Below are 18796 nucleotides of genomic sequence, written 5' to 3'. Positions count from 1 at the left end.
AATAATACGGTTTTTAATAGGGGTAATTAATTAACTTGCCATAACTGCGAACATCGCTCCGCCAGCGCCTGTGCCGGATCGAAGGTTAAATGCAGGAAAGGCGCGTCAACGGCCTGGAGCGCAACCGGCACTTCGGTGCAGGCGAGAATCAACGTTTGCGCCCCACGTGCGAATAGAGCCAGAGCTTGCTGGGTCAAGAGTTCGCCCCCTTCCTTAAGCGCCCCGCGTTTTACCGCGTAGCAGCCCGGCACAAACCACTGCGCTAACTCACCAGGCGTCGGCTCAATCACTTCGATGCCCTGAGCGGCCAGCTTTTGCTGATACCAGCCGGCGTCCAGCGTGCCTTTGGTGGCGATAATTCCCACCCGCTGCGGCGTCTCCTCCGCCTTCTCCAGCGCGGCGAGGGTGGCGTCTACAATATGCAAAATGGGGGCGTCACTGACCTCGCTGAGCGCGTCATACCAGTGGTGCGCGGTGTTGCAGGGAATGGCGATATGGCTCGCCCCCGCCTGGTTCAGCACCCGAATGCCGTGAATCAGCTGCGGCAGCGGCGAAGGGCCGGTGCCCGCCAGCGCTTTTTGCCGGTCCGCAATTTGCGGCACGTTCCAGACCACAGAGGGCAGCTGCTGCTGATCGCTCTGTGCGGGGGTGGCCTCAAGCAGCCGACGCTGAAAGTCGAGCGTCGCCAGCGGCCCCATCCCCCCCAGCACGCCGAGCAAAAACGACTCAGACATGCTCAAGCACCTGGCGATAACCAAACAGCCCTGCCGCGCCGCCGGTGTGGATAAAGACCACGTTCTCATCCTGACGGAAATGGCCTTTACGAATCAGATCGATAAGCCCCGCCATCCCTTTTGCGGAATAGACGGGATCGAGCAGAATGCCCTCGTGACGCGCCAGCAGCGTCAGCGCTTCCAGGGTGCCTTCGGTCGGTAAACCGTAGCCATCCCCCACGTAATCGCTGTTCGCGACGACTGCATGCCGCGACAGCTCGCCCGGCACGCCCAGTAATTCGAGGGTGCGGGAGGCCAGGTTCCAGACGTTCTCTTCCTGTTTTGCTTTGGGTGCCCGCACGCTGATGCCCAGCACGGGCACATGGCTGTTGGTGGCCGTGAAGCCCGCTACCAATCCCGCCTGGGTGCCGGTGCTGCCGGTGGCGTGCACCACATGGTCGATGCGCAGACGACGCTCGGAGGACTGATAAAGCAGCTCTTCGGCACAGGCCACGTAACCCAGCGCCCCAATGGGGTTAGAGCCGCCGCCAGGAATGACATAGGGGTTATGCCCTTTCTCGCGCAGGGTAGCTGCGTACTCTTCCATCGCCTGCTGCATGTCGGTACCGGCAGGCAGATGGGCAACGATTTCGCCGCCCAGGACATGATCGAGCAGCACGTTACCCGAGCGCTGGTAATCTTCGCCAAAATCCGTCACCCGCTTTTCAAGCAGGGCCTTGGCCTGCAAGCCCAGGCGTGCCGCACCGGCGATGGTCTGGCGCACATGGTTAGACTGCGTGGCCCCCTGGGTAATAATGACGTCAGCTTTTTTCGCCACGGCATCGGCCAGCAGAAACTCAAGTTTGCGCGTTTTATTTCCGCCCGTTGCCAGGCCAGTAGCATCGTCTCGCTTAATCCATATTTTCGGTCCACCTAATAAGCGGGATATATTTTCCAGCGGTTCGAGTGGAGTAGGAAAATGACCGAGAGAGACGCGGGGGAAACGAGCCAGATGCATATACGCTCCTTGCAAAGCAGGAAATGAATTCACCAGAAATAAGTGAAATTCACTATACACATCGCAATGAGATGGCTAATCAAAATTAATAAATAACGATTTCTGAAATATAACTAAGCAGGAAATAAAGGGCGAGCGGGGAAATATCTATTCTGTTGTGGAATGACTTACGGCTAAAAAGAATAACCCCTTCCGGCTGGAAGGGGTTACAGGGAGGTATTACTCAGCGATTTTTTTCTTCGCTGCGCGCTTCGCTTTGGTCGCGGCAGCAATTTTCTGGGTTTTATCCGACGGCTTTTTCGCTGCTCGCGCTTCTTTCTTCGCGGCCTTCGGCTTCTGCTTTTTCTCGCCACGGAACGCGCTGTCCGGCTCGAAATTTACCTTCTTCCCGGCCTGACGGCGTTTGCCGCTGGTTTTTCCGGCTGCCCCTTTTTTCGCTTTCTCGCGCTCGGTTTTACCCAGGTTACGCGGCGCACGTTCGCTGGAGATCAGGCTGAAATCAATCTTACGCTCGTCCATATTGACGGCTTCAACCTTCACTTCCACGCGATCGCCCAGACGATAGGTTTGACCGCCCGATTCGCCAATCAGGCGCTGACCCACCTGGTCAAACCGGTAGTAGTCATTATCCAGGCTGGAAACATGAACCAGACCATCAATGAACAGTTCATCAAGGCGCACAAAGAAGCCAAAGCCGGTGACGCTGGCAATCACGCCCTTAAACACGTTCCCAACCTGATCCAGCATGAAGTCACACTTCAGCCAGTCAGCCACGTCACGGGTCGCTTCATCCGCCCGGCGTTCCGCCATGGAACAGTGCTGGCCCAGCTGCAGCATCTCTTCCATAGAGTAGTGATAACCGCCGGTTTCGGTGGTGTTGCCTTTGTGTCCCTGCTCCTGTGCCAGCAGATACTTAATGGCGCGGTGCAGGGAGAGGTCAGGGTAACGACGGATCGGCGAGGTAAAGTGGGCATAAGACTGCAACGCCAGGCCGAAGTGGCCGCGGTTTTCCGGATCGTAAATCGCCTGCTTCATCGAACGCAGCAGCATGGTTTGCAGCATTTCTGCGTCAGGACGATCGCTGATGGACTCCAGCAGCTCGGCGTAATCGCGCGGCTCCGGCTTGTTGCCGCCCGGCAGCTCAAGGCCCAGCTCAGCCAGCACGGTACGGAACGAGGTGATGGCTTCGGTGGTCGGCTTGTCGTGAATACGGAACAGCGCAGGCTCTTTGGCTTTCTCAACGAAGCGTGCCGCGGAGATGTTGGCCAGGATCATGCACTCTTCAATCAGCTTGTGCGCATCGTTACGCTGGGTCTGTTCGATCCGCTCGATGCGGCGCTCGGCGTTGAAGATGAACTTCGCCTCTTCACTCTCAAATGAGATACCGCCGCGCTCTTCACGCGCCTGGTCCAGCACTTTATAGAGGTTATGCAGCTCTTCGATGTGCTTCACCAGCGGCGCATACTGCTCACGCAGATCCTGATCACCCTGCAGCATATGCCACACTTTGGTGTAGGTCAGGCGAGCATGTGAACTCATCACCGCTTCATAGAATTTGTAGCCGGTTAAACGCCCTTTGGTGGAGATGGTCATTTCACACACCATGCACAGACGGTCAACCTGCGGGTTAAGCGAGCACAGGCCGTTGGAGAGCACTTCCGGCAGCATCGGTACAACCTGAGACGGGAAGTAGACCGAGGTGCCGCGGTTACGCGCTTCACCATCCAGCGGGGTGCCCGTGCGGACGTAATAGCTCACATCCGCAATTGCCACCCACAGGCGCCAGCCGCCGCCGCGTTTTTTCTCGCAGTAGACGGCGTCATCAAAGTCGCGGGCATCTTCGCCATCGATGGTGACCAGCGGCAGGTTACGCAGATCGACACGACCCGCTTTTGCCGACTCTGGCACCTGCTCTTTCAGGCCTTCAACCTGCTCTTCAACCGCTTTTGGCCAGACGTACGGGATTTCGTGGGTGCGCAGCGCCATGTCCACGGCCATGCCGGTGCCCATGTTATCGCCCAGCACCTCAACAATCTTACCGATCGCTTTAGTACGACGGGTTGGACGCTGGGTCAGTTCAACGACCACCACAAAGCCCATCCGCGCGCCCATCACCTCTTCCGGCGGAATAAGGATATCAAAGCTCAGACGGCTGTCGTCCGGCACCACAAAACCGACACCGGCGTCGGTGAAGTAGCGGCCCACGATCTGGCTGGTTTTCGGCACCAGCACGCGCACCACGCGCGCCTCGCGACGACCTTTACGATCGGCACCCAAAGGCTGGGCCAGGATCTGATCGCCGTGAATGCACATCTTCATCTGTTCAGAGGAGAGATACAGGTCGTCCTTACGGCCTTCGACGCGCAGGAAGCCGAAACCATCACGGTGGCCAATAACGATGCCTTTCAGCAGATCGAGACGTTCTGGCAGGGCGTAGCACTGACGGCGGGTAAAGACCAGTTGTCCGTCGCGCTCCATGGCACGCAGACGACGGCGAAGGGCTTCAATTTGCTCTTCGCCTTCAATGTTTAATTCAACGGCAAGTTCTTCACGGTTTGCGGGTTTTTCGCGTTTGGTTAAGTGTTCAATGATGAACTCGCGGCTTGGGATAGGATTAGCGTATTTTTCAGCTTCGCGTTCCTGGAAAGGATCTTGTGACATAGCGGTTCCTCCGTTGTCATCTCCGGTGGAAATTTTCTTCATTCCACCAGCAATAATTTATACAGCGGTTGATTCTCTTCAACCAAATCGGCCAGCGTGTAGTTATCCAGCTCCATGAGAAAACTTTGCACGGCCTTAGAAAGCGCCTGTTTCAGACGACAGGCAGGGGTAATGTGGCAGAACGCACTGCTGCAGTTCACCAGAGTCAACGGCTCCAGTTCACGTACCACATCGCCAACACGAATACTCTGTGCCGGTTTACCGAGGCGAATCCCACCATTTTTCCCGCGGACGGCAGCAACGTATCCGGCACGGCTAAGTTGATTGATTATTTTGACCATATGATTACGGGACACACCGTACACCTCTGTCACCTCAGAGATACTGGTCATCTGTCCATCGGGTAACGACGCCATGTAGATCAGCGCGCGTAATCCGTAATCGGTGAAGCTTGTTAACTGCACATCAACCTCAGGAAAAGGGTAAATCGCGGTATATCCGCAGAGATATTCATTAATGATGATAAACCAGCCAGATAGTCAACGGCGAATTTATTTAAACTGAAAGGGGTAAAAGCGGGAATCAGAGGGCGATCGCCGGATGGCGCTACGCTTATCCGGCCTACGGGTTACCCCGCAGGCCAGCATTAACAAGGATTATGCGTCGAACGGGTCGCGCAGGATCATTGTTTCACTACGGTCCGGGCCGGTTGAGATAATATCAATCGGCACACCGGTCAGCTCTTCGATACGCTGGATGTAATCCAGTGCCGCCTGTGGCAGGCCGCTACGCTCTTTCACGCCGAAGGTGGTTTCAGACCAGCCAGGCATGGTTTCGTAGATCGGCTCGATGCCCTGCCAGTCGTCAGCAGCCAGCGGAGTGGTGGTCACTTCGCGGCCATCCGGCATACGGTAGGCAACACAGATTTTCACTTCTTTCAGGCCGTCCAGGACGTCCAGTTTGGTCAGGCAGAAGCCAGACAGGGAGTTGATCTGCACCGCACGGCGCACAGCAACCGCATCCAGCCAGCCGGTACGACGACGACGACCGGTAGTCGCGCCAAACTCGTTACCCTGCTTGCAGAGGAACTCACCGGTTTCATCAAACAGCTCGGTCGGGAACGGACCGGCACCCACGCGAGTGGAGTAAGCTTTGATGATACCCAGAACGTAATCCACATAACGTGGGCCCAGGCCAGAGCCGGTAGCCACGCCACCTGCGGTGGTGTTAGAGGAGGTTACGTACGGATAGGTACCGTGGTCGATATCCAGCAGCGTACCCTGCGCACCTTCGAACATGACGAAATCGCCACGCTTACGCGCCTGGTCCAGCAGGTCGGACACATCAACAACCATACCGGTCAGGATGTCGGCAACCGCCATCACATCGTCCAGCACTTTCTGGTAGTCAACCGCGTCAACTTTGTAGAAATTCACCAGCTGGAAGTTGTGATATTCCATCACTTCTTTCAGTTTTTCAGCAAAGGTAGCTTTGTCGAACAGGTCGCCAACGCGCAGACCGCGACGGGCAACTTTATCTTCGTAAGCCGGGCCGATACCACGACCGGTAGTCCCGATCGCTTTCGCGCCACGCGCTTTTTCACGTGCCAGGTCCAGCGCAACGTGATAGTCGAGGATCAGCGGACAGGCTTCGGAGAGCAGCAGACGTTCGCGAACCGGGATGCCACGGTCTTCCAGGCCTTTCATCTCTTTCATCAGCGCAGCAGGAGACAGCACAACACCGTTACCGATGATGCTGGTCACATTGTCACGAAGAATGCCTGATGGAATAAGATGGAGGACGGTTTTTTCACCGTTAATTACGAGAGTATGGCCCGCGTTGTGACCACCCTGATAACGTACAACAAATTTAGCACGTTCAGTCAGAAGATCGACGATCTTCCCTTTACCTTCGTCACCCCATTGGGTGCCCAGTACGACGACGTTGTTACCCATTTTCAAAATCACCGATTGCTTAAAAATGGATTCTACCATCGGTTTTGATGATGTTCAGCTTTTTTTGTATACAAATTTCGTCGAAATGGCGGGATTCATCGCCATTTAAACGATTACCTCAATATCTTGTGTGATGAGACAATTTTTATCACAAGCGGTGCGGTACCGATGCCAAAGGCCTATGTTGAAACGATCGCAACTTTTACTTCATCAAAATAAGTTAGCGCTTTTTGTTATGCATTAATGTGATTCGGAATGATGAAGTAAAATTCATAACTCACTGGTATTGCTGTATATTTCAAAGGTTGTCAGGATTCTGTTGCACCCAAGAAGGGGTGTATAACTGAATCATCAGGATGATTAATATGAAAGAACTTACAGCCTTTGAACTTGAATGTGTAAGCGGTGCGGGTTGGCTGCAGGACGGGCTGGCGTCCCTGGGCAGCAAACTGGGAGCGGCGGCATGGGCAGCAATGAGTAGCGAACAACTGAATGTCGATTTACCACTGCTTGGGAGCATTAATCTCGCAACGCTGGCCCCGGAACTGGGCGAAAACTTAGGTAAATCGATGGGCTCGTCCATCGGCGGCAAGATCGAATCCGCCCTGGCAAACCTGCCAGTTATCGGTGGCCTGGTGAATAAATGGTTAGGCAACTGATTTACGCCCGGACGTAATAAAAAAATGGCGCCTCTGAAAGGCGCCATTTCACTTTTAACGTGATGGAATCAGCGACTGGTTGTCGGTGACTTCATATAACGGAAGAAATCGCTATCCGGGCTCAGAACCATCACATCCTGATTGCTCTGGAAGCTGCTTTCGTATGCACGCAGGCTACGAATAAAGGCGTAGAAGTCCGGATCCTGACTGAACGCATCAGCGAACAGCTTCGCAGCTTCGGCATCACCTTCACCACGCTGGATACGCCCCTGACGCTCAGCTTCTGCCAGCGTTTTCGTCACTTCATAGTCTGCGGTTGCACGCAGCTTTTCAGCCTCTTCCTGACCCTGTGAACGATGACGACGGGCTACCGCTTCACGCTCAGCGCGCATACGGTTGTAAATCGCTTCGGACACTTCGGTCGGCAGGTTGATCTGCTTGATACGCACATCAACCACTTCGATACCTAACGCAGCCATACTGTTCGGGTTGATCACCGGGACTTTACCGTTGGTTTCAGCCTGAACACGCTCAGCCGCTTTGGCGATCGCATCGTCAGCCGCTGGGGTAGTCACTTCATCTTCGGTGCCTGCAGACCCGGAGTTCAGCGCATCGCGCACTTCCAGGGTCAGACGACCACGGGAATCGGTAACGATGTCTTTCACATCCAGACGACCAATCTCAGAACGCAGACGGTCAGAGAACTTACGTTTCAGCAGCACTTCGGCCTGGGAGACGTCACCGCCGCCGGTCGCCAGGTAGTAACGGCTGAAATCGCTGATGCGCCACTTGATATATGAGTCGACGATCAGGTCTTTCTTCTCTTTGGTCACAAAGCGATCGGCCTGGTTATCCATGGTCTGAATACGGGCATCCAGGGTTTTAACCGATTCGATCATCGGGATCTTAAAGTGCAGACCCGGCTCGTAAACCAGCGGTTTGTTTTCGCTGTCACGCAGGACTTTGCCAAAACGCAGGGTAATTCCGCGCTCGCCCTCTTTAACCACAAAAATAGAGGTATAAAGCACGACCAGCACGATGATGATGATCGCAATAACTGACTTACGCATCGTTATTCCCCCTGACGCTGGTAGTCGTTACGCTGCGCGTTGGCGCGGCGTTGGTCCATGATGTCACCATCGTTTGTAGAAGAGGTGCTATTTGCGCTGGCATTGCCTGTTGACGCCGGTGGCAGACGCAGCAGGTTGTTCGCCCCGCTGGTGTCGCTCTTCGCGCCAGCGGCGTTACCGCCTTTCAGCATCTGATCCAGTGGCAGCACCATCAGGTTGCCATTTTTGCTGTCATTCACCAGTACCTTACGGGTATGGCTCAGCACTTTCTCCATGGTCTCGATATAGAGACGCTCGCGGGTAATTTCCGGCGCGGCTTTATATTCAGGCAGCAGCTTCGCGAAACGCGCCACTTCACCCTGAGCTTCGAGGATGGTCTGAGTCTTATAGGCGCGCGCTTCTTCAAGAATACGCTGTGCCTGACCGTTTGCACGCGGCTGTACTTCGTTGATGTACGCTTCCGCTTCACGGATGTACTGCTGTTCGTTTTCACGGGCCGCAATCGCATCGTCAAACGCCGCTTTCACCTCTTCCGGCGGACGTGCAGCCTGGAAGTTGACGTCCAGCAGGGTAATACCCATGTTGTACGGACGAATGGTCTCTTCCAGCTCGCGCTGGGTATCGCTACGAATAACGGTACGACCTTCGGTCAGAATACGGTCCATGGTGTATTTACCGATCACGCCACGCAGGGCGCTGTCGGTAGCCTGACGCAGGCTGTCGTCAGCACTGGTCACGCTAAACAGATAGTGCTGTGGATCAGTCACGCGATACTGCACGTTCATCTCAACGCGCACCACGTTTTCGTCAGACGTCAGCATCACGCCGGATGCCGCCAGTTCACGTACCGACTCAACGTTCACTGCAGTGACGTCATCGATAAAGGTTGGCTTCCAGTTCAGGCCCGGCTCAACCAGATGGCTGAATTTACCAAAACGGGTGACAACACCGCGCTCGGCTTCTTTGATAGTGTAGAACCCGCTGGCAGCCCAGATAATCACGGCAGCTGCCGCAACAATGCCCACTACACGACCGCCCATATGAGGACGCGGCCCCTGGCCAGTCGTGCCGCCGCCAGTGCCTTTACCACCGCCAAGTCCGCCCAGCTTTTTACTCAGCTTGCGGAAGATATCATCCAGATCGGGTGGCCCCTGCTCGCGACCACCTTTGTTGCCATTTCCCCCGGAGTTGCCGCCTTGATTATTGCTGCTCCCCCACGGGTCGCGGTCTTGTCCGTTATTACCGGGCTGATTCCACGCCATGTATGTGCTCCATATTTGTTATGCGGTGATATACCTTCAAGCGCCTGGCATGCCGAAACATCCATAGCGATTTGGGTATCCCAAAGGGCAAAAACCTTCAGGCATCTCCTTTCCGGTCAGACGACGTAGTCGACCAGCGCAGGTTCTTGTTTACAGAGGCGACGCCAGTCAACGATCGGCATACGCACTTGCAACCCCACGCTGCCGTCATCCTCCATCCACTCTTTTTCTATCGCCTGAAGCTGATAAAAACGGCTGCGCAGTCTACCTTCCTCGGGTGGCAGACGCAGCGTGTGCTGAGCCACTTCACCGGAAAGACGTTCTGTTAAGGCCTGGAAAAGCAGTGGTACACCGACCCCGGTCTGGGCAGAAAGCCAGACCCGAATCGGTATGTTCTCTTCATTCCTGTCGATACGCGGCTCGAAACCGTCCAGCATATCGATTTTGTTCATCACCAGCAGCGTTGGGATCTCGTGCGCGTCAATTTCTTCCAGCACGATATTCACTGCATCAATGTTTTCCTGCAGACGTACATCCGCGGCGTCAATCACGTGCAGCAGCAACGTCGCCTGGCGGGTCTCCTGCAGGGTGGCTTTGAACGCGGCCACCAGATCGTGCGGCAGATGACGGATAAACCCAACGGTATCCGCCAGCACGGTTTCACCGACGTCCGTCACATCAATGCGGCGCAGCGTCGGATCCAGGGTCGCAAACAGCTGGTCTGCGGCATACACCTGGGCCTCAGTAATCTGGTTAAACAGGGTGGATTTACCGGCGTTGGTATAACCGACAAGCGACACCGTCGGAATGTCTGCTTTCTGTCGAGAGCGGCGCCCCTGCTCACGTTGCTTCTCAACTTTTTCCAGCCGAGAGAGGATCTGGGTTATACGCCCACGCAGCAAGCGACGGTCGGTTTCGAGCTGGGTTTCACCCGGGCCGCGCAAACCAATCCCGCCTTTCTGTCTTTCAAGGTGTGTCCAGCCGCGCACCAGGCGCGTTGCCAGATGGCGCAACTGCGCCAGCTCAACCTGCAGTTTCCCTTCATGGGTACGCGCACGTTGAGCAAAAATGTCTAAAATCAAACCCGTCCGATCGATAACACGGCATTCGCACAGACGTTCCAGGTTGCGTTCCTGGGCCGGTGTCAGGGCGTGATCAAAAAGCACGACCGATGCGCCAGTCGCTTTTACGGCATCCGCAATCTCTACTGCTTTACCTTCACCAACAAAATACTTTGGGTGCGGCGCTTTACGGCTACCGGTAATCACCTGCATTGCTTCGACACCGGCGGAAGAGACCAGAGCTTCAAACTCCTGGAGATCTTCCATATCTTTGTCTTGCGAAAAATAGATGTGTACCAGCACCGCCTGCTCACCGGCATCATAACGGTCAAACAAGCGTAAACCTCTCAAAAATGATCAGCGGGGAACGCAGAAAATCTGGCTCCCCGATATGGAAATAACAGCCAGTAACCTTATTCGGTTTCTTCACTGTCCTGCGCAGGCGCAGAAGAACCCTGCGCGTTGCTGCCATGATGGTAGTTACTGGAGCCGCCGCCAGCGTTATTGCTGTGATGAGATACCGGGCGAGACGGAACAACAGTAGAAATCGCGTGCTTGTAGACCATCTGGCTGACCGTGTTTTTCAACAGGATCACGAACTGATCGAAGGACTCAATTTGACCTTGCAGCTTAATACCATTCACCAAATAAATAGAAACTGGAACACGTTCACGACGCAGTGCGTTCAAGAACGGATCTTGTAAAGATTGCCCCTTAGCCATTCTATCTTTTCCTTATATGCTTGTTTTGTACTTAGAACCTTGCGATTCTGAAAAATTGCGCACGATACGGCTTAATTGTACACATTCAGTCTGCGATATCACCAATAACCTGTAATACATCATGTAACGCCTGTTGCGGTTTTTCACTGTCTAACCAGTGAATCCCCTCCCAACCGCGCAACCAGGTTATCTGGCGTTTCGCCAACTGTCTCGTGGCGCAAATACCTCGATAAACCATTTCATCATGTGAAATCTCACCTTCAATGTATGACCACATCTGGCGATAACCCACACAACGAATGGAAGGCATATCCGTATGCAAATCTCCACGGGCAAATAGCGCCCGCACTTCTGCTTCAAAATCTGAAGCTAACATCTGATGAAAACGCTGCTCAATTCGCTGATGGAGCAGTTCACGGCTCGCCGGGGCGATGGCGAACTGATGCACCTGATACGGCAGAGCCTCTCCTGACGTTTGCGTCAGTTCCGTTAAAGTTTTACCCGAAATGAAAAAAACTTCCAGTGCCCGGGAAAGCCTTTGCGGATCATTTGGATGAATACGTGCTGCGGCAACCGGATCGATTTCCGCCAGTTGCTCATGCAGCGCACCCCATCCCTGCTCTGCCGCCTGTTGCTCAATCTTTGCTCTTACCGCCGGGTCTGCCGATGGCAATGGCGATAACCCTTCCAGTAAGGCCTTGAAATAGAGCATTGTTCCACCCACTAACAGGGGAATACGCCCTGCTGCGGTGATCTCTGCCATCTGTGCCAGCGCATCGCGACGAAAATCTGCCGCTGAGTAAGCCTGCGCCGGGTCGAGAATATCCAGTAATCGGTGCGGTGCCGCGCGTAATTCATCTGCGTCAGGCTTTGCCGTACCAATATCCATCCCCTGATAAATAAGGGCGGAATCAACGCTAATCAACTCTACTGGCAAAACTTTACGTAACTCAATGGCTAACGCAGTTTTACCGGAGGCCGTTGGCCCCATCAAAAATATCGCCTTAGGCAGGCTGGTATTACTCAAGTCACTCATTTTTCAGGGCGTTCTTAGCCGTTTGTAGATCTACAGGTTGCAACAAACCACCCGGCGGTGCTTTCACCAGCTGCGGACAGAGGCGTTCGACCTTCGCCAGCACCGTGATTGCCTGCGCCATACTCCACGACGAATGTTCGCTGGCCAGCTGGCGGGCGATCCACTGCGCGGTGTTGGCGGCATCAAACGTCGTTTGTTGCGCCAGGTAGCCTATCAGTTCAGGAATCAAGTTTTGTAAATTTTGTTGGCGTAAGGGTAAAGGCACCGCCCGAAGCGTGACATGGTGCGCTTCGGTCACCACTTCGATGCCCATTTCAGCCAGCGACTTTTGATAGCGCTGGATGACCTGCGTCTCTTGCGCCGAGATTTTTATCCTCACCGGGATCAGCAGCGGCTGGGCGCAGGCCTGATGCGGGCCGGGCGCAAGCTGCGCCTGTTTTAACCAGCGTTCGGCCACCGGCAGGGATAGCAGCGCCAGATGACCGTCACGCTCCAGCAGGGCCGCATCCGGCGATACGATAGTCAATACCCGGCCAAAGCTCTGGCTATGCCCCTCCAGCGTAGAGGTCGCAGGCGCAACCTCTTCTGTTTTCTGCGCCGGGGCCGGGGTATCCAGCAGCGTGCGATAGACCGCACCCGCCTGCTTCTGGTAGCCAGGCTGGGCATGGGGATAGCTGACGCCCGATGCCCGTGGGGCTGAGCCGCCGGATGCATAGCGCGGTGCGGCCGGTTCACGGGCGACAGCCGGTTCAGCAAACTGGTTTCTGCCCGCCGCAACGCGGTTTTCCGGGATGGGACGTGGCGCAGGCTCTACCTCACTCAGCGGCAGGGTCGGCTCGGCCTGCTGCTGTAATACGCTCAGCACGCCCTGGTAGATGAAATCATGCACCAGCCGCGACTGATGAAAACGCACTTCATGCTTCGCCGGATGGACATTCACATCCACCTGATGCGGGTCGATCTCCAGATAGAGCACAAAAGCGGGCTGCTCGCCGGCACCGAGTTTATCCTCGCACGCCTGGCGGATCGCATGGTTGATCAAACGGTCGCGCATCATGCGCCCGTTCACATAGCAATACTGGATCTCGGCAAAAGCTGCACTGCTCGTTTTGGGATCCGCCACCCAGCCGCGCAGGGTCAGATCGCCATGCTGCCACTCAATGGCCAGCGCCTGTTCAAGAAACGGCGTGCCGCAGATGGCGCCCAACCGGCGCTCTTTCTGCCCACCCTGCGCCACGGCGCGGTACTGGCGCATCATCTTGCCGTTATGGCTCAGGTTAATGGTGACATCGAAACGCGCCAGCGCGATGCGGCGAATAATCTCGTCGATATGGCCGAATTCGGTTTTTTCGGTGCGCATAAACTTGCGCCGCGCAGGGGTATTGTAGAAGAGGTCCAGCACTTCCAGCGTAGTGCCCACCGGGTGTGCAGCAGGTTTCACCGTCACGTCCATATCCCGGCCTTCGGCGTAAGCCTGCCAGGCTTCCGGCTGCTCTGCGGTGCGGGAGGTGAGCGTTAAGCGGGAGACGGAGCTGATACTGGCCAGCGCTTCGCCGCGAAAACCGAGGCTGATAATGGCTTCAAGATCGTCGAGGGAGGCAATTTTGCTGGTTGCGTGACGAGCCAGCGCCAGCGCCAGCTCCTCTTTTTTGATCCCGCAGCCGTTATCGCGGATGCGAATAAGTTTCGCACCGCCGCGTTCAATATCAATGTCGATGCGGGTCGCACCCGCATCGAGACTGTTTTCCACCAGCTCTTTCACGACCGACGCAGGGCGCTCTACCACCTCACCGGCGGCGATTTGGTTCGCAAGCTGCGGCGGCAGAACCTGAATCGGCATGAAATCTCCTTAGTTGGTCGAGGTCGACTCGCCCGGTAATACCGCGCTGGCAGTTTGCCCCGCGCCACCCTGCGGTGCAGACTGGAGCGGATGCGTATCAAAGTACTTACGCAGGCCTTTGTAAATCGCTTCGGCAATCTGCTGCTGATAGCTGTCGCTGCCCAGCAGGCGCTCTTCGCCGTTATTACTGATAAAGCCCGTTTCCACCAGAATGGACGGGATATCCGGCGAACGCAGCACGCCCAGGCTGGCATGTTCCGGGCGGCGTTTGTGCAGGGAACCGACACTTTGTAGCTGATTCAGGACGTTAGTCGCCACATCATACCCGACACGCTGGGAATGACCGAACTGTAAATCCAGTACCGCCTGGCTCAGATAGGGATCCGCCTGGCTGTTCGCCAGGACGTCACCTGCCCCACCCAGCAGCTCAGACTGCTTCTCGTGCTGTTCCAGCCAGCCCGCCATTTCGCTGTTAGCGCGACGGTTGGAGAGCACCCAGACCGATGCGCCGGTAGCATCGCGATTCGGTGCCGCATCCGCGTGGACAGAGACGAGGAAGTTGGCGTTCTGCTGGCGCGCGACGTCCGAGCGGCCCATGACGGAAAGGAAATAGTCGCCGTCGCGGGTCAGGACGCCTTTAAACATCGGATCGTCGTTCAGCAGGGTCCGCAGCTTACGGGCAATGGCGATGGTCACGTTCTTCTCACGCGTACCGCCCGGTCCGATGGCACCAGGATCCTCGCCACCGTGTCCGGCATCAATCGCAATAATGACTTTATCGCCGTTGACCTGGCGCGCCTGCGCCGCCGGACGAGTCACCGTGTTGCTGCTGGTGACGCTGGTAATCCGATCGTTGCTGGATTTAAACGGATTGCGGGCCGGCTCTGATGGGCGTGGCACCACGACCGGCGCTTCTACGCGCTTCGCCACTACCGGCGGTGGTGGAGGCGGCGGCGGTGCATCGGCGTTAATGGTAAAGATCACCATATAGTTCGCGCCGTTCTGCTGCTTCACCGCCCGGGTCTTGCCGTTCTGCGTTAAATCGACCACCAGACGCAGGGACCGATCGTCTTTCGGCGTACCGGAACGAATGCTGTGGACCAGGTTGTTGCCGCTGAACTGGAGCGGCAGCCCCTTGATGACGCCGGTCTGTTTAATATCCAGCGCGACGCTGCGTTTATCGTCCTGCGAAAACGCATACTCAGGATCGCCCATAAAGCTGAAGGTGATCCTGGCCTGATTGTCGCCGTTGGATACCTGAATATCGGACAAAGTTGCCGCCCCGGCCTGCGCACAAAACAGCACCGTTGCAGCCATCAACCAACTCTTAACGCGATTAATCATCCCGTTATCTCTTCTTTTAACCGGCTAACCGGGCCAGTATGGCGTTTCCTGATTCGGAGACAGCAGTGACGCGGGCTTCACGCCCTTGCGCCTGATACTCCAGGTGAATTTCAACATCCGGGTCAGGCAAGACGCCCGTTCCCTGCTGCGGCCACTCTACGAGGCAGATGGCATCGTTGGCGAAATAGTCACGGATCCCCATAAATTCCAGCTCTTCAGGATCGGCAAGGCGGTAAAGATCGAAGTGGTACACCATCAGGTTGTCCAGGGTATAGGGCTCAACCAAGGTATAGGTCGGGCTTTTCACGTTTCCCTGATGCCCCAGCGCCTGTAAGAAGCCCCGGCTAAAGGTGGTCTTACCCGCGCCAAGGTCGCCATACAGATAAATGACGGTTGCGCCCTCGCAGGCCTGCGCCACGCGCTGGCCAAGATCTAAAGTTGCCTGTTCGTCGGGTAAAGGGATCACTCGATTAATCATTTTCTACGTCAATTATTTCCGGGTTAACAACACGCCGCAGCGTGTCAAAAAGATCGGTTGCCAGCATGCCGCGCGTGCCGTACTGGTCAGCCAGCCGATCGGCGGCTGCGCCATGGGCCACGCAGCCTGCGCAGGCGGCATCATAAAGCGCCAGCTTCTGTCCGAGCAACGCCCCGATAATACCGGAAAGCACATCACCCATGCCGCCACTCGCCATGCCGGCATTCCCGGCATCAATGATGCCTGACAGCCCGCTTTCACTGGCAACGACGGTACCAGCGCCTTTCAGCACTACCACGCCACCGTAACGTTTTACCAGACGCTGGGCAGAATGTAAGCGATCGCTTTCAATTTCTGCAACGCTGCAGTTAAGCAGGCGCGCGGCCTCGCCGGGGTGCGGCGTCAGGATGCGATTGTGACGTTTATCCGGGTTGATTGCCAGAAGGTTCAGCGCGTCAGCGTCCCACAACATGGCGTGACGAAAATTCTCGACCTTCCGTAGCGCCTCTTTCCCCCATGGCTCCTGGCCCAGTCCGGGGCCAATCACCACTACATCAGCCCATTCAAGGCTGTCGTCCAGCGCCTGGGCTGTAAGTTCATGCACCATCAATTCAGGCCGGGCGGTGACGATCGGAGCAATACTTTCGCGGCGGGTCAGGACGCGTACCAGCCCGGCGCCCGTCCGCAGCGCCGCTTCGCCGGTCATGCGGATAGCGCCCGCGGTGCCGTGGTCGCCACCGATAATCACCAGTCGGCCGTGATCGCCCTTATGGGAGGTGGGCCGACGCGGAGGGAGCCAGTGTGCCAGCTGCGAGGCATCAAAGCGGCTGATGGCGGTCTCCTGCCCGGCGAGCCAGCCCTCCAGCCCGAGGGCGTTATGGTGCAACTCGCCAACCACATCCCGGGCTTTCCCGGTCAGCAGGCCGGGTTTGAGGGCGATAAAGGTTACCGTATGGTCGGCGTGGATGACTTCACCGGGCGTGGTGCCCGTCTGCGCATTCAGCCCTGAGGGGATATCCAGCGCAACAACGGGGGCCGAATGATGGTTGGCGTGGGCGATTAACTTTGCGACCTCGTCGCGTGGCGCGCTGCGTAAACCGGTGCCCAGCAGGCCGTCGATAATCAGATCGACACCTTCAGGCCAGGCCGACTGCGCGGCGTGGATCACCCCCGCCGCCTCCAGCCAGGTTTCCCGCGCTTTCGTCGCCTCTTCGGGGAGCGGTTTTTCGCTCTCAAGGGCCAGTAGCGTCACGGTTATCCCGGCGGCAAGTGCCAGTCGGGCAACCACATAGCCATCGCCGCCGTTATTGCCATGGCCGCACAGGACCAGCCAGTGTCTGGCCTGCGGATACGCCGTGCGGGCCACGGCAAAAGCCGCCTCACCCGCGCGCTGCATTAGCTCATAAAGCGTCATGCCAATGCTGTCTGCCGCCTCTTTCTCGACGCGACGTACCGCCTCCGCGGGCCAGACAGAGTGTGGTATACTTGCGGGGTTTTTCTTCACAGTATGGTCCGTCATGTCACAGCCCCTCGATCTCAATCAGTTAGCGCAAAACATTAAACAGTGGGGCGCTGAGCTTGGTTTTCAACACGTGGGTATCACCGATACCGATCTCTCTGCCAGTGAGCCAAAGCTCCAGGCATGGCTGGATAATCAATACCACGGCGAGATGGAGTGGATGGCGCGTCACGGCATGATGCGCGCCCGCCCGCATGAACTGTTGCCAGGGACCCTGCGCGTGATCAGCGTGCGTATGAACTACCTTCCCGCCCGGGCCGCCTTTGCCAGTACGCTGAAAGACCCCACGCTGGGATATGTCAGCCGTTATGCCCTGGGGCGTGATTATCATAAGCTGTTGCGTAACCGGCTCAAAAAGCTTGGGGAAATGATCCAGCAGCAATGCGCCACGCTGAATTTTAGACCCTTTGTCGATTCTGCGCCTGTACTTGAGCGCCCGCTGGCTGAAAAAGCCGGGCTTGGCTGGACAGGTAAGCACTCACTTATCCTCAGCCGCGACGCCGGCTCTTTCTTCTTTCTCGGTGAACTGCTGATCGATCTCCCCCTGCCGGTGGATAAACCGGTCGAGGACGGCTGTGGGCGCTGTGTGGCCTGCATGACCATCTGCCCTACCGGGGCCATCGTGGAGCCTTACACCGTCGATGCCCGCCGCTGCATCTCCTATCTGACCATCGAACTTGAAGGGGCGATCCCGGAAGAGTTTCGGCCGTTAATCGGCAATCGCATTTATGGCTGCGATGATTGTCAGCTGATCTGCCCGTGGAACCGTTATTCACAGTTAACGGAAGAGGACGACTTCAGCCCGCGTAAAGCCCTGCACGCCCCGCCGCTCATTGAGCTGTTTGCCTGGAGCGAAGCCTGGTTTTTGAAAGTAACGGAAGGTTCGGCGATTCGCCGCATCGGGCATCTGCGCTGGCTGCGAAATATCGCGGTCGCGCTGGGAAATGCCCCCTGGGACGAGGCCAATCTTCAGGCGCTGGAAAGTCGCAGAGGTGAGCACCCACTTCTTGATGAACACATAGAGTGGGCGGTTGCGCAGCAAATCGCCAAACGAAATGCCTGCGTGGTAGAGGTGCAATTACCGCAGAAAATCAGGCTGGTACGGGTGGTCGAAAAAGGGCTGCCACGCGATGCATGATGTTTCCACAGGCTGTGAATAAAATTCAAAAGTCAGAAGTACTCTGGGCCCGGCTACAGGTCAAGTGATCGACTTAACATTTTGAAATGAAATTTTCTTTATTATTTTCAACAGATTATAAAGTTACTATTCATCAGGCGAAGTATTTGGCTTTTCGCTGAAAAAAGACAAAGCTGTGGATAAGTCTGTTAAGAAGAGTTTGTCAGAAATGAAACAAATCATCCCCGGCGGGGCTTTCCGCGGTGGATATCTGGAGGAGGAGAAAAAATTTGGAGCGGGAAACGAGACTCGAACTCGCGACCCCGACCTTGGCAAGGTCG

General features: G+C 56.2%; 16 protein-coding genes. 2 read left to right on the top strand and 14 right to left on the bottom strand.

The features are described from left to right. Nucleotides 1–26: 26 nt before the first annotated feature. The 5 genes from V7Q49_RS20380 to V7Q49_RS20360 all read right to left on the bottom strand — a co-directional run bounded on the left by V7Q49_RS20380 (nucleotide 27) and on the right by V7Q49_RS20360 (nucleotide 6347). A complete protein-coding gene (locus V7Q49_RS20380) occupies nucleotides 27–734 on the bottom strand; it encodes an aspartate/glutamate racemase family protein (RefSeq protein WP_333854748.1) in 708 nt (235 codons plus the stop codon). Then, the gene (locus V7Q49_RS20375) at nucleotides 727–1731 is read right to left on the bottom strand and encodes a D-cysteine desulfhydrase (protein WP_333854747.1); all 1005 of its coding nucleotides are present in this window, start codon (nucleotides 1729–1731) and stop codon (nucleotides 727–729) included. The genes V7Q49_RS20380 and V7Q49_RS20375 overlap by 8 nt, the downstream gene beginning before the upstream one ends. Before the next feature lie 219 nt (nucleotides 1732–1950). Further along, nucleotides 1951–4392 carry a ribonuclease R gene (gene rnr / locus V7Q49_RS20370; protein ID WP_333854746.1) on the bottom strand — a complete coding sequence of 814 codons (2442 nt, stop codon included), beginning with the start codon at nucleotides 4390–4392 and terminating at the stop codon, nucleotides 1951–1953. Nucleotides 4393–4430: 38 nt separating this feature from the next. Then, the gene (gene nsrR, locus V7Q49_RS20365) at nucleotides 4431–4856 is read right to left on the bottom strand and encodes a nitric oxide-sensing transcriptional repressor NsrR (protein WP_333854745.1); all 426 of its coding nucleotides are present in this window, start codon (nucleotides 4854–4856) and stop codon (nucleotides 4431–4433) included. A 192-nt stretch (nucleotides 4857–5048) separates the two neighbouring features. Further along, on the bottom strand, nucleotides 5049–6347 hold the full coding sequence (locus V7Q49_RS20360) for an adenylosuccinate synthase (protein WP_166181386.1): 1299 nt from the start codon (nucleotides 6345–6347) through the stop codon (nucleotides 5049–5051). 365 nt (nucleotides 6348–6712) lie between these two features. On the opposite strand from V7Q49_RS20360, the gene V7Q49_RS20355 reads away from it, so the two are divergent. After that, nucleotides 6713–7006, top strand: a complete 294-nt coding sequence (locus V7Q49_RS20355) for a hypothetical protein (protein ID WP_333854744.1) — start codon at nucleotides 6713–6715, stop codon at nucleotides 7004–7006. Nucleotides 7007–7074: 68 nt separating this feature from the next. On the opposite strand, the gene hflC is transcribed toward V7Q49_RS20355, so the two are convergent. The 9 genes from hflC to nnr all read right to left on the bottom strand — a co-directional run bounded on the left by hflC (nucleotide 7075) and on the right by nnr (nucleotide 17338). Beyond that, a complete protein-coding gene (hflC, locus tag V7Q49_RS20350; protein ID WP_106994046.1) occupies nucleotides 7075–8076 on the bottom strand; it encodes a protease modulator HflC in 1002 nt (333 codons plus the stop codon). Nucleotides 8077–8078: 2 nt separating this feature from the next. Next, nucleotides 8079–9338, bottom strand: a complete 1260-nt coding sequence (gene hflK / locus V7Q49_RS20345) for an FtsH protease activity modulator HflK (protein ID WP_333854743.1) — start codon at nucleotides 9336–9338, stop codon at nucleotides 8079–8081. Nucleotides 9339–9454: 116 nt separating this feature from the next. Beyond that, on the bottom strand, nucleotides 9455–10735 hold the full coding sequence (gene hflX, locus V7Q49_RS20340; RefSeq protein ID WP_333854742.1) for a ribosome rescue GTPase HflX: 1281 nt from the start codon (nucleotides 10733–10735) through the stop codon (nucleotides 9455–9457). 77 nt (nucleotides 10736–10812) lie between these two features. After that, nucleotides 10813–11121: an RNA chaperone Hfq gene (hfq, locus tag V7Q49_RS20335; RefSeq protein WP_032616179.1), complete on the bottom strand. Its 309-nt coding sequence runs from the start codon at nucleotides 11119–11121 to the stop codon at nucleotides 10813–10815. An 85-nt stretch (nucleotides 11122–11206) separates the two neighbouring features. Next, a complete protein-coding gene (miaA, locus tag V7Q49_RS20330) occupies nucleotides 11207–12157 on the bottom strand; it encodes a tRNA (adenosine(37)-N6)-dimethylallyltransferase MiaA (RefSeq protein WP_333854741.1) in 951 nt (316 codons plus the stop codon). Continuing rightward, nucleotides 12150–13997: a DNA mismatch repair endonuclease MutL gene (mutL, locus tag V7Q49_RS20325; protein WP_333854740.1), complete on the bottom strand. Its 1848-nt coding sequence runs from the start codon at nucleotides 13995–13997 to the stop codon at nucleotides 12150–12152. Before mutL ends, miaA begins: the two co-directional genes overlap by 8 nt. 9 nt (nucleotides 13998–14006) lie before the next feature. Beyond that, nucleotides 14007–15341: an N-acetylmuramoyl-L-alanine amidase AmiB gene (amiB, locus tag V7Q49_RS20320; protein WP_333854739.1), complete on the bottom strand. Its 1335-nt coding sequence runs from the start codon at nucleotides 15339–15341 to the stop codon at nucleotides 14007–14009. A 16-nt stretch (nucleotides 15342–15357) separates the two neighbouring features. Continuing rightward, nucleotides 15358–15819 carry a tRNA (adenosine(37)-N6)-threonylcarbamoyltransferase complex ATPase subunit type 1 TsaE gene (gene tsaE, locus V7Q49_RS20315; protein WP_333854738.1) on the bottom strand — a complete coding sequence of 154 codons (462 nt, stop codon included), beginning with the start codon at nucleotides 15817–15819 and terminating at the stop codon, nucleotides 15358–15360. Beyond that, nucleotides 15812–17338 carry a bifunctional ADP-dependent NAD(P)H-hydrate dehydratase/NAD(P)H-hydrate epimerase gene (gene nnr, locus V7Q49_RS20310; protein ID WP_333854737.1) on the bottom strand — a complete coding sequence of 509 codons (1527 nt, stop codon included), beginning with the start codon at nucleotides 17336–17338 and terminating at the stop codon, nucleotides 15812–15814. Before nnr ends, tsaE begins: the two co-directional genes overlap by 8 nt. On the opposite strand from nnr, the gene queG reads away from it, so the two are divergent. Then, nucleotides 17337–18476, top strand: coding sequence for a tRNA epoxyqueuosine(34) reductase QueG (queG, locus tag V7Q49_RS20305; RefSeq protein ID WP_333854736.1), 1140 nt, complete (start codon nucleotides 17337–17339; stop codon nucleotides 18474–18476). The two genes, nnr and queG, sit on opposite strands and share 2 nt — an antisense overlap. Nucleotides 18477–18796 lie beyond the last annotated feature (320 nt).

Origin of the sequence: Leclercia sp. (assembly GCF_036780805.1) — a bacterium.
GTDB lineage: Bacteria > Pseudomonadota > Gammaproteobacteria > Enterobacterales > Enterobacteriaceae > Enterobacter.
Note: the sequence above shows the minus strand (reverse complement) of the source record. Positions and strands in the feature narration are given on the sequence as shown.

Bases quoted from the DNA above. Each gene is read 5' to 3' on its own strand.
- miaA (WP_333854741.1), bottom strand. From the start codon at position 12,157: ATGAGTGACTTGAGTAATACCAGCCTGCCTAAGGCGATATTTTTGATG.
- tsaE (WP_333854738.1), bottom strand. From the start codon at position 15,819: ATGATTAATCGAGTGATCCCTTTACCCGACGAACAGGCAACTTTAGAT.
- amiB (WP_333854739.1), bottom strand. From the start codon at position 15,341: ATGATTAATCGCGTTAAGAGTTGGTTGATGGCTGCAACGGTGCTGTTT.
- rnr (WP_333854746.1), bottom strand. From the start codon at position 4,392: ATGTCACAAGATCCTTTCCAGGAACGCGAAGCTGAAAAATACGCTAAT.
- mutL (WP_333854740.1), bottom strand. From the start codon at position 13,997: ATGCCGATTCAGGTTCTGCCGCCGCAGCTTGCGAACCAAATCGCCGCC.
- nnr (WP_333854737.1), bottom strand. From the start codon at position 17,338: ATGACGGACCATACTGTGAAGAAAAACCCCGCAAGTATACCACACTCT.
- V7Q49_RS20355 (WP_333854744.1), top strand. From the start codon at position 6,713: ATGAAAGAACTTACAGCCTTTGAACTTGAATGTGTAAGCGGTGCGGGT.
- hfq (WP_032616179.1), bottom strand. From the start codon at position 11,121: ATGGCTAAGGGGCAATCTTTACAAGATCCGTTCTTGAACGCACTGCGT.
- V7Q49_RS20380 (WP_333854748.1), bottom strand. From the start codon at position 734: ATGTCTGAGTCGTTTTTGCTCGGCGTGCTGGGGGGGATGGGGCCGCTG.
- V7Q49_RS20360 (WP_166181386.1), bottom strand. From the start codon at position 6,347: ATGGGTAACAACGTCGTCGTACTGGGCACCCAATGGGGTGACGAAGGT.
- hflK (WP_333854743.1), bottom strand. From the start codon at position 9,338: ATGGCGTGGAATCAGCCCGGTAATAACGGACAAGACCGCGACCCGTGG.
- hflC (WP_106994046.1), bottom strand. From the start codon at position 8,076: ATGCGTAAGTCAGTTATTGCGATCATCATCATCGTGCTGGTCGTGCTT.
- queG (WP_333854736.1), top strand. From the start codon at position 17,337: ATGTCACAGCCCCTCGATCTCAATCAGTTAGCGCAAAACATTAAACAG.
- V7Q49_RS20375 (WP_333854747.1), bottom strand. From the start codon at position 1,731: ATGCATCTGGCTCGTTTCCCCCGCGTCTCTCTCGGTCATTTTCCTACT.